The sequence below is a fragment of the Marinococcus sp. LNHM5E3-2.1 genome, from assembly GCF_056034365.1.
On record NZ_JBQLIB010000001.1, the window covers coordinates 39,842 to 53,678 of the forward strand.

Here is a 13,837-nt window from a genome sequence, read left to right on the forward strand (position 1 = left end):
TGATGAAAACGACTGCAATCCCCGATGGGACAGAACTGTTCAGACCCCGCGAAAAAATGGAACAAAAAGGAGCAGAGGCACTGACGGAACAGGAACTGCTGGCAGTGCTCCTGCGCACAGGTACAAAGCAGGCACCGGTTCTGGAACTGGCTGCTGAGGTAATGGAGCGTTTCGATGCTCTGCCGTTACTGAAAGAAGCCACCAGGGAGGAACTGATGGAAATTCCGGGGATTGGAAAAGCAAAAGCCCTGGAGCTGCAGGCAGCACTGGAATTGGGAAAACGTATCTTTCGCTATTCATATCCCGACAGATACGTTGTACGTTCACCTGAAGACGCAGCGGAATATATGATGGAAGACTTGAGATTTTTACAGCAGGAGCATTTTGTCGTACTGTGCCTGAATACTAAAAATCAAATTATCCATAAGCAGACATTATTTATCGGCAGCCTGAATTCAAGTATCGTCCACCCGAGAGAGCTGTTCAAAGAAGCGCTGCGGCGATCGGCAGCGTCAATTATCTGCCTTCATAATCACCCCTCCGGCGATCCGGCACCAAGCAGTGAGGATATTCAGGTGACTAAACGGGTGGCAGAATGCGGAAGGCTGCTCGGCATCGAGCTGCTCGATCATGTAATTGTCGGCGATCAGTGCTTCAAGAGTATGAAAGAACAGGGGTTTATGTAAAACTGGAAGTTGTGAAAATAAGCCTATCCTAAAAAAACAGGTGCATTGACCCTATGTTTTTCAAATATTTTTCAGTATAATAAAAAATAGTGCATGCAGGAGCAGCTGTGCTTTAATGCATAATAACGGGAGAGCGTCAGAGGGACGGAAACCCCGGAGATGAGATCATTCATCCAGGGACCGCTGAACGTGCCCGCTACATATGGAAATACAGGACGTGCCGGAAAAGACATAATCCAACATAATAAATCGTTAGATGACCTAATGAACAATACCTGCTGAAAAGAATGACCGTGTATTTTGCAAGACGAGAGGAGATATACATAGATGTTTGGAACGAGAGACCTGGGGATCGATTTAGGCACGGCAAATACGCTCGTTTACGCCAAAGGAGAAGGAGTCATTCTTCGTGAGCCCTCGGTAGTGGCTATGCGGACAGATACGGGAAATATTGAAGCTGTAGGCCGCAGTGCGAAAAATATGATTGGACGCACGCCGGGAAACATTACGGCAATACGCCCAATGAAAGACGGCGTCATTGCTGATTTTGATACAACGGCAACCATGATGGAATATTTTATTGGGCAGTCGGTCAAAAAACGTTCAATATTCTCCAGAAAGCCAAACGTAATGGTATGTGTGCCGTCAGGTATTACGGCAGTTGAAAAGAGAGCCGTGGAGGATGCCACCAAGCAGGCAGGGGCAAGAGAGGCTTACACGATCGAAGAACCGTTTGCAGCAGCGATTGGAGCCGATCTGCCTGTGTGGGAGCCTACAGGAAGCATGGTCGTTGATATCGGTGGTGGAACGACAGAGGTGGCTATTATTTCCCTTGGGGGAATTGTCACGAGTCAATCGATCCGCATTGCCGGAGATGAAATGGATGAAGCGATCATCCAGTATATCCGAAAAACGTACAACGTCATGGTGGGAGAGCGTACCGCGGAAGCCATTAAGCTTGAAGTTGGTGCTGCTGCACCTCCCGCAGAAAATGAAGACAATGATACAATGGAAATCCGCGGAAGAGATGTAGTGACCGGACTTCCAAAAACAGTTACAATTACCTCTGAAGAGATCGCAGGATGTCTGAAAGACACGGTTTCGACTGTAATTGATACGGTGAAGAGTACACTTGAACAGACGCCGCCGGAATTAGCAGCGGATATTATGGACCGTGGTATCCTGTTAACAGGAGGAGGGGCTCTTCTGCAGCACATTGACCGGGTTCTCAGCGAAGAAACGAACATGCCGGTGTTAGTATCGGAGGAGCCGCTGGATTGTGTGGCACTTGGTACAGGACGCGCTTTGGAAAATATTCATTTGTTCCGCTCGAAAGCAGGAATTACATCCCGCTCAGGCCGGAATGCTTAATCTATCTTTAGAGTAGGTGGGGAACCATGCCGCACTTTTTTAACAACAAGCGATTGATCATCTTGATGGTAAGCATTATTCTTCTTGTTATACTCGTAGGGTTTTCCATGAGGGAACGGGAATCGGTGCCGTGGCCGGAAGAGTTCGTGAGAGACTCTGTAGGCGTTTTTCAATCGACCATCAGCCGCCCGGCTCATTTTGCAGCTAATCGCTTTGAAGCTGTGGAAAATTTACTGGATACATACGAGGAAAATAAAACCCTGAAACAACAGCTGGAAAAGTATGCTGCCACTTCGGCAGAGCTTGAAAACACCCGGCAGGAAAATGAAACGCTCCGTGAATCGGCAGATACACAGGAAATGCTGAGCGACTATGAAAGCCGCCAGGCGCTTGTCGTCTACCGGAACCCAGACCGCTGGACACAGACCATCGGTATTAATCAGGGCACCCAGAACGGTATTGAACAGGATATGGCCGTAGTTACAAATGAAGGTCTTATCGGACGTGTGGCTGAGGCTTCTGAATTTTCCTCCACTGTCCAATTACTATCGGACGGGGAACGGACAAACCGTATCAGCGCCAGTGTGACCGCCGGTGATGAAACGGTTAATGCTTTCATTGAAGGATGGGATGAAGACCGGGACGGCCTCATGCTCCGGAAAATCCGCAGTGATGCAGAAATCGAAGAAGGCCAGCAGGTAGTTACTTCAGGAATGGGCGGAGCGTTTCCAAGCGGTATTCCAATCGGGGAAGTAGAGAGCGTGGAGCCCGATGAATACGGTTTAACGTATAACGCCCTTATTGAACCAGCGGCAGACTTCAGTGATTTGACGTATGTAAATGTTCTGGACCGGAATATTGAAGATTTGAGTGAAGAATTTCCTTCGCTCGAAGAAGACCAGGAGCAGGAGGACGAAGAGGAAGAAGCCGTGGACCCAGTCGGTGAAGAAGGCGGCGGGGGCTCATGACACGCTTTCTTATCCCCGTAGCGATCTTTTGTTTATTTCTTATTGAAGGAACATGGTTTGAAATCCTCTTTCCACAGGAAAATGAAAGTGGATGGGTGTGGATGCCGAGATTTGCGCTTATTGGAGTGATTTTGACCAGCATATACCGCGGCCCGGTTGCAGGAGTATGGGCAGGTGTTTTCGTTGGCTTTCTCTATGATTTCACGTACACGCAGATTCTCGGTGTTTATACGTTCTGCTTCGGCTTCATTGCGTACATGAGCTCCTACTCTCTGCCGGTGGTCCGGAACAGCTATGGATGGCAGTGGCTTATCATATTCTGTGCGCTTTTTGTATTTGAACTGCTGATTTACTTTATTTATTTTTTGCTGGGCATTGCCGAACTTTCCTTCGGAGAGTTTTTAGTGAAGCGGATGATTGCTTCGTGGCTTATTAACGGGGCTGCTGCTTTACTGCTGCTCGTTCCTTTCCGCCGTATTTTTGAATGGATTGAAGACGAAGAAAAAATCAGGCAGCGATAATTTTTTAAAAAAGAAGTGGTTTGCTGTTTATTCCTGTGAAATGAAACCGTATAATGGAAAGAACGACATTTACTAAGAATGGAGAGCGCTTAAGGGTTCAGGGGTGAAAATATGACGAATAACAATGGAAATTATGTAACGATCAAAGGTACTAAAGAAGGACTAACCATTGTATTAAATGATCAGTGCTCTTATCATGAACTTCTTGAGGAATTGAAGAAGAAGATTGAACGGGAGCAGCGTTTGTTTGAAAACGGGCCGCAAGTAGAAGTCCGTGTGGACGCCGGGAACCGTTATTTGAGTAAAAGTCACGAAGAAGAAATTACGGAAGTTCTGAACAAAACGGGTTCAGTGCGGGTGCATGAGGTTCATTCGAACGTGATAACAAAGGATGAAGCACAAGAGGTAATTGAAAAAGCAACAGTAACGTCTGTCACACAGATTGTCCGTTCGGGGCAGGTACTCCGCAAAACAGGCGACATCCTTATTATTGGCGATGTTAATCCCGGCGGAGTGGTTGAAGCAACGGGTAATATCTATGTTATCGGTGCATTAAAAGGAATAGCGAGAGCCGGCACAGAGGGAGAAAGTCATGCTGTGGTGTGTGCCTCTGTGATGATTCCTAAACAAATTTCTATCTCGGATACGTATTTCTACGCGCCGGAAAAGCATGAAAAGCAGGAGCAGAAGCCTGCGATTGAAGGCCCGGGGTATGCGTATGTTACCGGAGAAGAATATAAGGCAATTGCATTTGAGGAAACAAAAATGCTCGGGCATTATTTACGCTCGGTCTCATATACATAAGCATGTCAGGCCGAAAAACAACTTCCGGACACCGTTAGCCGGAATGAGAAGCATGTAAGGTCTGAAAGGAGGAACCGTTGGTGGGAGAGGCAATAGTAATTACATCCGGAAAAGGCGGAGTCGGGAAAACCACGACTTCTGCCAACATCGGTACAGCACTTGCACTGCAGGGACAAAAAGTATGTTTGATTGATACAGATATCGGACTTCGGAATTTGGATGTCGTTATGGGTCTGGAAAACCGGATCATTTACGATCTGGTGGATGCTGCGGAAGGACGCTGCAAGGTGCAGCAGGCATTGATCCGGGATAAAAGGTTCGACTGCCTGCATTTGCTGCCGGCAGCACAGACAAAGGATAAATCTGCGGTGAATCCCGAACAAATGGAGGAAATCGTGGAAACGCTCCGCCCGGAATACGATTTTATTCTTATCGATTGCCCGGCCGGTATTGAGCAGGGATTTAAAAACGCTGTGTCCGGCGCGGACAAAGCGATCGTTGTTACCACTCCGGATACGGCAGCCGTGAGAGATGCTGACCGGATCATCGGTTTGCTTGAAAACGAAGATATTGAACCGCCAAAGCTGGTAGTGAACCGGGTGCGGAGTGATCTTTCACGGGAAGGCAACGTACTGGATGTGGAAGACGTCGTAGCTACACTCGCAGTGGATCTGCTCGGCATGATTGTAGACGAAGAGCATGTATTAAAAGCAGCACATAAAGGGGAGCCGATTGCGATGAATCCAAACAGCAGGGCTTCGCTTGGGTATCGTAACATTGCCCGCCGGCTGCTCGGGGAATCGGTACCGCTTATGGCAGTGGAAGAAAAGAAAAGCTTTTTCTCCAAAGTGAAAAGTTTATTCGGAATAAAATCATAAAAGGTTAAGGACGGGGAGTATGCTTCCTGTCCTTTTTGTTTGTGCAGAGGAGTCAATTTTGTTTTCTTTAAGAGCTGCGTGGTATAATAATAACGAAAGGGCATGCTGTTTTGGAGTTGATTCCCGAATCGCCTGTCTTTCTTATAAAGGTTTTTACAGAATGAAAGGCTTCGATTATCTATCCGAATGCGCGGAGGAGGAATCACTGATGACTGTTATAGAAAAGCACCCTTATCTTTCCGATGAAGAACGCCAAAAACTGGCACTTTTAAATAAACAAATGCAGGAAGCGGCTTCCGAACAGGAATTGAAGCGGCTTACAACGCAGATCGCCCTGCTTCATGAAAAAGCGAAGGTCAGAGAAGAAAATAAGTCTAACTGAATGACTGCCACCATCATGTGGCAGTCTTTTTCCTTTTGGAAAGAAATGCGCCACTGGAGGAACGTTCAATGGAATTAATTGCAAATATGAAAGCCGGGGAAGCAAGAGCGGCCCTGAAACATAATGGAAGAGTGAAAGAGTTCTTTTTTGAGTCGGCAATGGATGACACGGCGGCCGGAGATATCTATAAAGGAAGAGTAGTGGACGTGCTGCCGGGCATGGATGCTGCATTCATAGATATCGGCAAAGGGAAAAAAGGATACCTGCACCGGGACAATATTATGGCGTACCGGCTGCTGAAAGAGCCGCTTGCTGAAAAAAAGCAGCGGGGCATTAAAGATTTTATCAAAAAGGGCGAATATTTATTTGTTCAGGTCGTGAAGGAAGAAACGGCCAGCAAGGGAGCCAAGCTTAAGGAAAATTTGTCACTGCCGGGAAAATACTGCGTGTATCTTCCGGATGAGCCGGGACTGTTTATTTCACAAAAAGTGGAAGGAGCAGTAAAGGAAGAATGGCTCGAACAGGAAAAAGCGCTGCCGTTGAACGGAGACGGCCTGATTGTGCGTACGGAGGGCACGTACCAGTCTCTGGATGTAATAAAGAAGGAAGTCTCCCAGCTGCAGAGCCTTTGGCAGGAGATGGTGCTTCGGGGGGAAGAGCTGTCCTCTCCGGGAAAGGTATCGCAGGAGGAGCACTTTTTAAAAAAATGTCTGACATATGCTCCTCTGGAATATGTGAAAAGAGTCGCTGTGGACACAAGAGAAGCGATTGAGACGGCAAAAACACAATTCAGCGGATGGGAGCCCGAAAAGCGTCCGGAATTTGTGCTTTTTGAGAACCAGGAAAATATTTTTTCGAAAGAAAATGTGGAAGTTGATCTCGAGCGCGCCTTAAAGCCTATAGCGTGGCTGAAAAGCGGAGGATTTTTACAGATTGAAAAAACAGAAATGTGTATTACCATTGATGTGAATACGGGAAGGTTTACCGGAAAACATGATCTCGGGCACACAATTGTAAAAACAAACCTCGAAGCTGCCACAGAAGTGATGCATCAATTGCGTGTCAGAAATCTCTCCGGGATGATAATGATTGACTTTATACGGATGAATGAAGAAAAAGACCGGCATCATTTAATGCAGGTATTGGAAGAAAAAGCTGCTGAAGACCCACAAAAAATCCGGATTGCCGGCTTCTCCCGTCTTGGCGTTGTGGAGGTAACCCGCCAGCGTTCCCGTCAGAGTCTCGAAGAACACCTGCTCGAACCTTACGGCACAGAGTACGGCAAAGGGTGGAGGCTGTCGGAAAAAGAACTGGTGGAAAGATCAAAACGAATGCTTGGTGCGTGGATGGAAGAAGACGTGGATGCGATCGTACTGGAAGTCCCGGACCGACTGCTCCTCAGGGAAGGAAGGGCACTGTATGATGATCTTCAGCAAATAGCCCCGGGCCGCTTGTTTATCGTTTCTGAACCAAAGGAGCAGGAGGTCGTTGTCCGCTACGCGGGAAGCCTTGAAGTGGCGGAACAAAGAAATCAGGCATTGAAGGCTCAAATGAAGCAGCGGGGAATTGACTTTCGTTTTTAATATATGCTATTATTTGTAACGTTAGTTGTTTGGAAGCACCCAAACTACAACCGCACAAGAACAGGTTTAAGCCCTGGAAAGGCACCTGTATTGGCGAGTCTAAGTGATTAGGAGGTGCAGAGATGTACGCAATTATTGAAACTGGTGGAAAACAGTTAAAAGTAGAAGAAGGCCAGACTATCTTCGTTGAAAAATTAGACGCAGAAGCTGGAGAGAACGTGACGTTCGGCAATGTAGTATTTGTCGGAGGCGACGATGTAAAAGTTGGTTCTCCTTTTGTTGAGGGAGCTAAAGTTACAGGCAAAGTAGAAAGACAGGGCCGTAACAAAAAAATCATCGTTTTCAAATTCAAGAAACGTAAAAACTACCGCCGTAAGCAGGGCCATCGTCAGCCTTACACAAAAGTTACAATCAACAGCATTGACGCGTAGTTATGATACGGGTCACTGTTAGCCGTGACGGGGCAGAGCGTATTCGTTCTGTTACCATGACCGGCCATGCTGAGTCAGGGCCGTACGGCTACGATTTGGTATGTGCCGGCGCTTCGGCAGTATCTTTTGGGGCTGTAAACGCGATGGCATCTCTCTGCCATACTGATCCCGTAGTGGATTTAGGCCAAGAAGGCGGTTATTTTCAGTGCGTGCTTCCGGAAGAAAGCACTGAAGAGGATAAGCGTCAAATGCAGCTTTTGGCAGAGGGAATGATTATCTCTTTGGAGACCATTGCTGATCAGTACGGTGAATTTATATCAATTGAAGAGCATAGGAGGTGAATGTTGATGTTGAAATTAGACCTGCAGTTCTTTGCTCAGAAAAAAGGGGTAGGTAGTACAAAAAACGGTCGTGACTCCATTTCCAAGCGTTTGGGTACCAAGCGCGCCGATGGCCAGCACGTAACCGGTGGTTCTATCCTCGTCCGCCAGCGCGGTTCGAAAATTTTCCCCGGCAACAATGTCGGTAAAGGTGGAGACGATACTCTTTTCTCCAAAATCGACGGTGTTGTGAAATTTGAGCGTGTCGGAAAAAAACGTAAACGCGTGAGCGTTTATGCAAAAGAAGCATAAGACTCGCATCCGTTCAAACAGATATTTTCTGTTTGAACGGATTTTTTTATTGAAAGGGGAGCGAAAGATGCAGGTAACAATTATTGGCTTTTGGCATGCGTTTCCGGAAGCCGGGGAAGCGGCTTCCGGTTATCTGATTGAAGAAGATGGTTTTCAGCTGCTGCTCGACTGTGGAAGCGGAGTGATTTCCCAGCTTCAGCATTACACTGAGCTTAGCGGCATCGACGCTGTGCTGCTGTCCCATTATCATCAGGATCATGTGGGTGATTTCGGAGCTTTCCAGTACTATCGTCTGCTCGAACCCGTCCTCTGGCCGGAAAAGCAGCATGAGACCGCGGTTTACGCGCACCGGGAGGATGAAGAAGGCTTTCAGCGCCTGTTTTATAAAGAAGCCGTACAGCCGACAGAATACCGGGCAGAGGAGCCTTTTACCGCCGGGCCGTTCACCATTACTCCTACAGCTGTAAAACACGCCGTCCCCTGCTTTGGGTTTCGGATTGAAAGCGCAGCCGGCAGCCTGTTTTTCACTGCAGATACTTCATATATACCAGAGCTCGAGCAGGCGGCTGCGCAGGTAAATGTGCTTATCGCCGAATCCAGCTTTTATGCCGGGCAGGACGGGTCATTCGCCGGCCATATGAATTCAGAGGAAGCAGCGGAGCTCGCCAAAAGGGCTCAAGCAGGTAAATTAATATTAACCCACCTGCCTCATTTCGGAGACCATACGCAGCTGAAAAGAGAAGCAGAAAGGATTTTCGCAGGACCTGTGGAGCTCGCAGCAGGCGGACTTAAAATAAATATCAGCTGAGGCAGTTAATCATTTCTTCCGGGAAATGATTTTTTTGCGTTTAAATGAAAGCGGTACCGCATGCACCTTTACATATTCTTAACAATCAAACTATTTTCTCTTAACAATTAAGTCCTATACTAAGCATTGGGAGCAAAAAGAGTTGCTTTGCCATTAGTACATAAACAAAGAGGAGGAAGTTGCTTTGAAACTCAAAACAGTATGGATGGTTCCAACATTAGCCTCAATGGCAGTATTTGCATCCGCATGTGGCGGTGGGGGAGAAGAACCCGGCGGCTCGGAAGAAAGCTCCGGCAGTGAAGGAAGCGGAGAAGAAAGCGCAGGCCAGGAAGGCGGCGGTTCCGGAGATATTGCTATTGATGGTTCCTCCACGGTTTTTCCAATTATGGAAGCCGTATCGGAGGAATTCGGTAAAGAAAATGAAGATATAGACGCACCGGTGGGTGTTTCTGGCTCCGGTGGCGGTTTTGAGCGTTTCATTGCTGGCGAAACGGACCTTAACAACGCCTCCCGTGAAATTTCTGAAGAGGAGCAGCAGGCCCTTGAGGATGAAGGAATTGAATACACTGAACTTACGATGGCCTACGATGGTATCACTGTTGCTGTAAATCCGGAAAATGATTTTGTGGATGAATTGACCTATGATCAGCTCGACCAGATCTACTCCGACGACAGCGATGCAGAAACGTGGTCCGATATTAACGAAGAATGGCCGGACGAAGAGTTGGACCTTTATGCTCCGGGTACGGATTCCGGCACTCATGATTACTTCGTAGAGAACGTGCTTGGCGGCGATGATCTTTCCCGTAACGCTTCAACGTCCGAAGACGACAACGTTCTCGTTAACGGGGTATCAGGCAGCCAGGGAGCTATTGGGTTCTTTGGATATTCCTACTACAGTGAAAACGAAGATGATTTAAAAGCTGTACCAGTTACAGATGACGATGAAGAAGCTGTAGAGCCTTCGCCTGAAACGATCACTGATGAATCTTATCCACTGGCACGTCCACTGTTTACTTACTTCAAAAACTCTTCTGTGGAAGATGATGAAGATGTAGAAGCATATGTGCGCTTTGCCAATGAAAACGCCGGGGATCTGGCAGAGGAAGTAGGCTATGCAGCAGCACCTGACAGTGCTTATGAAGAAAACGAAGAAAAAATTGATGAAGTAGCCGGAGAGTAAATAAAAGGCAGTAAAGGGCAAAAAGCGAGGAAGCTTTGACTTCCTTGCTTTTGTACTTGCCTGAAAGAAATCATCTGTTAAGGGGATGGACAGCAAAATGGAAGATCGTTCAAAGCTCTCGATCAGCGAAAGAATCGAACAGAAAACAAAAGGCTCCGGCTCTTCAAGCTTTATGGAAAAATTGATGCCGGCTATCTTTTTATCGTGTGCAATTATTTCGATATTAACTACTGTAGGTATCGTGTTCACTCTACTATTTGAAACAGTAACCTTTTTCCGGGGAGTGCCATTTGCTGATTTTTTTGCTTCCACTGAATGGTATCCATTCTTTTCAGAGCCGCAGTACGGCATTTGGCCATTAGTGAACGGTACGTTAATGATTGCAGGTATTGCCATGATGGTATCTATTCCTTTTGGGCTGGGAGCTGCCATTTATTTGAGTGAGTATGCCTCAGAAAAAGTCCGTAAAACAGTTAAACCAGTTTTAGAAGTATTGGCTGGTATTCCAACTATTGTTTATGGTTTTTTTGCTCTTACTTTTGTGACGCCGATTCTAAGGGCCGTTATCCCCGGCGTGGATGTCTTTAACGCATTAAGTCCAGGGATTATAGTAGGCGTTATGATTATTCCAATGATTGCAAGCCTTTCAGAGGACGCAATGAGTTCAGTGCCGAATTCGATCCGGGAAGGGGCTTTCGCTTTAGGGGCCACACGCATGGAGGTCACGGTGAAGGTAGTTATGCCGGCCGCCTTATCGGGAATCATTGCCTCCTTCGTCCTCGGCGTTTCACGTGCTGTCGGTGAAACAATGATTGTGTCAGTGGCAGGCGGTGCAAGCCCGAGTATGGGAATTGACCCGACAGGAGCGGTGCAGACAATGACAGCGTACATTGTACAGGTGGTCAAAGGAGACGCTGGTTTTGGAACACCGATTTATTACAGTATTTATGCTGTAGGTATGACATTATTTGTGTTCACCCTGGCGATGAACCTGTTGGCTCATTACATTTCTCGACGATTCCGGGAGGATTACTAAATGAAATTTGCAGATACAACAGCACCTAAGGAAGCATACGAAGAAAATACTCAGCGGCTGGGCAAAAGGCATATTTGGAATAAGGCGTTTAAAGGGCTTTGTTTTGCCGCTATGGCTTTTAGCATAGCGATGCTTCTCGTATTGCTGATACGAATACTCACTCAAGGAATTGGTTTTTTAGACTGGGGCCTTGTCGTAAACTTTGCTTCAAGAAACGCAGAGGATGCAGGAATGCTTGCTGCGCTGGCAGGGACGATTTGGTTGATGATGGTAGCAGCACCGCTTTCTTTTGTTTTAGGAGTCGGCACAGCTGTTTATATGGAAGAATACGCTCCGGTAAACAGATTCACCAATCTTCTTCAAACGAATATTTCCAATCTTGCGGGCGTTCCTTCTGTGGTCTTCGGGCTATTGGGACTTACGATATTCAATCGTCTTCTGGGGCTTGGAGCAAGTGTTCTTGCAGGGGGCCTGACCCTGTCTCTGCTTGTTCTTCCTATTATCGTTGTTGCCTCCAGGGAGGCTATTAACGCGGTTCCGACAGACGTCAAGCAGGCCTCCTATGCTATGGGGGCAACTAAATGGCAGACAATCTTCCGGATTGTTATTCCTACATCTCTTCCAGGAATACTGACAGGAACTATTCTGGCACTCTCGCGGGCAATCGGGGAGACAGCCCCAATTCTGGTAATTGGTGCACTGACATATGTTGCTTCCACGCCATCAGATCTGTTCTCCAACTTTACTGCCATGCCAGTTCAGATTTATGACTGGACCGGACGGCCGCAGGAGGAATTCCAAAACATTGCAGCGGCAGGCATTATTATCATACTGCTCATGCTCTTTTTCATGAACTCCATTGCCGTATTTATCCGGACTAAATTCCAAAAACGCTTTTAATATAAGGACCAAAGAAAGGGGAAGCACTATGCAGACTAAGCATGAAAACCGTTCAGTAGAGGGAAACGACAATTTCAATACAGAGGAAAAAGCGCCGCTTGCATACAACGTAGACCAGCTGAATCTCTGGTACGCTGACAACCACGCGCTGCAGAATATTTCGATGGAGATTCCGGAAAAGTCCGTGACAGCCATTATCGGACCTTCGGGCTGCGGGAAATCGACATTTATTAAAACCTTAAACCGGATGACTGAAATGAATCCGATTGTAAAAACGAACGGCTCCATTAAGTACCGGGAAAATGAGATTTTTTCAAAGAATTTCAGTGTCGAGTATCTTCGTACTAAAGTAGGAATGGTGTTTCAAAACCCGAACCCGTTTCCCAAATCGATTTATGAAAATGTAATATACGGTCCGAAAATTCATGGCATCAAGGATAAAAAAACGCTTGATGAGATCGTGGAAAAAAGCTTGAAAAAAGCGGCTATCTGGGAGGAAACGAAGGACCGGCTGAAAGAAAATGCTTTCGGGCTCTCCGGTGGTCAGCAGCAGCGTCTTTGCATTGCGCGCTGTCTGGCAATTGAACCTGACATCATTTTAATGGACGAGCCTACTTCTGCATTGGATCCAATTTCTACGCTGAAGATTGAAGAGCTGGTCCAGGAGCTGAAAAAAGACTATACGATTGTCATTGTTACCCACAATATGCAGCAGGCAGCCCGCATTTCAGACAATACTGCTTTCTTCTTAAACGGCGTTATTGTAGAGCATGATCAAACAGATAAAATCTTTTCATCGCCGGCGAAAAAAGAGACAGAAGATTATATTTCCGGCAGATTCGGCTGATCCGGAAGAAAGAGGTTGAATAATGGGCGTTCGAAAGGCGTATGAGCAGGACTTAACGTATTTAAAGCAGGAAACACTCGATATGGGCAAATATGTGAAGTATGCTTTCGAGCAGTCGCTGCTCGCGTTGAAAACCAATGATAATCAGTCACTTGTCCGGGAAATTGTTACAGATGATAAAAATATCAATTCCATGGAATTGAAAATCATGGATGCGGCGACATTAACAATTGCCAAGCAGCAGCCGGTGGCTACAGATCTGCGCAGGTGTATTGTTGCTTTAAAAATGGCCAGCGATCTCGAGCGCATGGCCGATATCGCGGTGGATATTGCAAAAGCTTCAGCCAGGCTGAGCGAAAATAGAAGCCGGGAGGATATTGACCAGTTAATTGATATGGCGGAAATTTCCAGGCAGATGTTTGACCAGGCGATGGAGGCATATGACAATCAGGAACTGATGCATGCCCAGCGAGTCGCTTCTTTGGATGATCACGTGGACAGTAAGTATAAATTGTTTATACAGAAGCAGCTTCGGCAAAGTGCGGATGAAGTGCTGCTGGAAGACATTACTCAGCTGTCTTTTATCGGGCGTTATATTGAGCGTTTTGCAGATCATACGACGAACTTGGCAGAATGGGTCGTTTATGAAGTGAACGGGCACCATTTTGATTTAAATTAGAAATGCATACAATGCAGTCTCCGCCTGATAGCGGAGGCTTTTTTGTACTGTATGGAGCTCTTTTGCAAACTTGAAGGCAGAGAAGGGGCTGAAAGAAAAAATTTTAACCGGCTGTTATCTCAAATACC

General features: G+C 46.7%; 17 protein-coding genes and 1 other annotated feature. All 17 genes read left to right on the top strand.

Going from position 1 to position 13,837, the window contains the following annotated elements:
• The first annotated feature begins 2 nt into the window (after positions 1-2).
• Positions 3-686 (top strand): RadC family protein, encoded by a 684-nt coding sequence (gene radC / locus ACTRXH_RS00175; RefSeq protein WP_474261959.1) that lies wholly within the window; start codon positions 3-5, stop codon positions 684-686.
• A gap of 327 nt (positions 687-1,013) precedes the next feature.
• Complete coding sequence (locus ACTRXH_RS00180) at positions 1,014-2,057, top strand: rod shape-determining protein (RefSeq protein ID WP_474279969.1); 1,044 nt, start codon at positions 1,014-1,016, stop codon at positions 2,055-2,057.
• A 26-nt stretch (positions 2,058-2,083) separates the two neighbouring features.
• The gene (gene mreC / locus ACTRXH_RS00185) at positions 2,084-3,025 is read left to right on the top strand and encodes a rod shape-determining protein MreC (RefSeq protein ID WP_322526487.1); all 942 of its coding nucleotides are present in this window, start codon (positions 2,084-2,086) and stop codon (positions 3,023-3,025) included.
• Positions 3,022-3,546, top strand: coding sequence for a rod shape-determining protein MreD (mreD, locus tag ACTRXH_RS00190; protein ID WP_474261964.1), 525 nt, complete (start codon positions 3,022-3,024; stop codon positions 3,544-3,546). Before mreC ends, mreD begins: the two co-directional genes overlap by 4 nt.
• Positions 3,547-3,657: 111 nt before the next feature.
• Complete coding sequence (gene minC, locus ACTRXH_RS00195; protein WP_474261965.1) at positions 3,658-4,350, top strand: septum site-determining protein MinC; 693 nt, start codon at positions 3,658-3,660, stop codon at positions 4,348-4,350.
• Positions 4,351-4,430: 80 nt separating this feature from the next.
• Entirely contained in the window at positions 4,431-5,228 is a 798-nt protein-coding gene (gene minD / locus ACTRXH_RS00200) for a septum site-determining protein MinD (protein WP_319631120.1), read from the top strand.
• 208 nt (positions 5,229-5,436) lie between these two features.
• Complete coding sequence (locus tag ACTRXH_RS00205) at positions 5,437-5,610, top strand: hypothetical protein (RefSeq protein WP_022793174.1); 174 nt, start codon at positions 5,437-5,439, stop codon at positions 5,608-5,610.
• 68 nt (positions 5,611-5,678) lie between these two features.
• Complete coding sequence (locus ACTRXH_RS00210) at positions 5,679-7,193, top strand: Rne/Rng family ribonuclease (RefSeq protein WP_474279971.1); 1,515 nt, start codon at positions 5,679-5,681, stop codon at positions 7,191-7,193.
• 38 nt (positions 7,194-7,231) lie between these two features.
• Positions 7,232-7,304 (top strand) — a sequence feature (ribosomal protein L21 leader region).
• 11 nt (positions 7,305-7,315) lie between these two features.
• Positions 7,316-7,624 carry a 50S ribosomal protein L21 gene (gene rplU / locus ACTRXH_RS00215; protein WP_322526483.1) on the top strand — a complete coding sequence of 103 codons (309 nt, stop codon included), beginning with the start codon at positions 7,316-7,318 and terminating at the stop codon, positions 7,622-7,624.
• A gap of 2 nt (positions 7,625-7,626) precedes the next feature.
• Positions 7,627-7,965 (top strand): ribosomal-processing cysteine protease Prp, encoded by a 339-nt coding sequence (locus ACTRXH_RS00220; RefSeq protein ID WP_474261969.1) that lies wholly within the window; start codon positions 7,627-7,629, stop codon positions 7,963-7,965.
• 6 nt (positions 7,966-7,971) lie between these two features.
• On the top strand, positions 7,972-8,256 hold the full coding sequence (gene rpmA / locus ACTRXH_RS00225) for a 50S ribosomal protein L27 (protein ID WP_022793178.1): 285 nt from the start codon (positions 7,972-7,974) through the stop codon (positions 8,254-8,256).
• A 67-nt stretch (positions 8,257-8,323) separates the two neighbouring features.
• On the top strand, positions 8,324-9,064 hold the full coding sequence (locus ACTRXH_RS00230) for an MBL fold metallo-hydrolase (RefSeq protein WP_474279973.1): 741 nt from the start codon (positions 8,324-8,326) through the stop codon (positions 9,062-9,064).
• Between the two features lie 184 nt (positions 9,065-9,248).
• Complete coding sequence (locus ACTRXH_RS00235; RefSeq protein ID WP_474261972.1) at positions 9,249-10,247, top strand: PstS family phosphate ABC transporter substrate-binding protein; 999 nt, start codon at positions 9,249-9,251, stop codon at positions 10,245-10,247.
• A gap of 85 nt (positions 10,248-10,332) precedes the next feature.
• On the top strand, positions 10,333-11,283 hold the full coding sequence (gene pstC / locus ACTRXH_RS00240) for a phosphate ABC transporter permease subunit PstC (protein ID WP_462865526.1): 951 nt from the start codon (positions 10,333-10,335) through the stop codon (positions 11,281-11,283).
• Positions 11,284-12,183 (top strand): phosphate ABC transporter permease PstA, encoded by a 900-nt coding sequence (gene pstA / locus ACTRXH_RS00245; protein ID WP_474261974.1) that lies wholly within the window; start codon positions 11,284-11,286, stop codon positions 12,181-12,183.
• A 28-nt stretch (positions 12,184-12,211) separates the two neighbouring features.
• Positions 12,212-13,030 carry a phosphate ABC transporter ATP-binding protein PstB gene (gene pstB, locus ACTRXH_RS00250; protein WP_474279975.1) on the top strand — a complete coding sequence of 273 codons (819 nt, stop codon included), beginning with the start codon at positions 12,212-12,214 and terminating at the stop codon, positions 13,028-13,030.
• Positions 13,031-13,052: 22 nt separating this feature from the next.
• Positions 13,053-13,709 carry a phosphate signaling complex protein PhoU gene (gene phoU / locus ACTRXH_RS00255; RefSeq protein WP_474279977.1) on the top strand — a complete coding sequence of 219 codons (657 nt, stop codon included), beginning with the start codon at positions 13,053-13,055 and terminating at the stop codon, positions 13,707-13,709.
• Positions 13,710-13,837 lie beyond the last annotated feature (128 nt).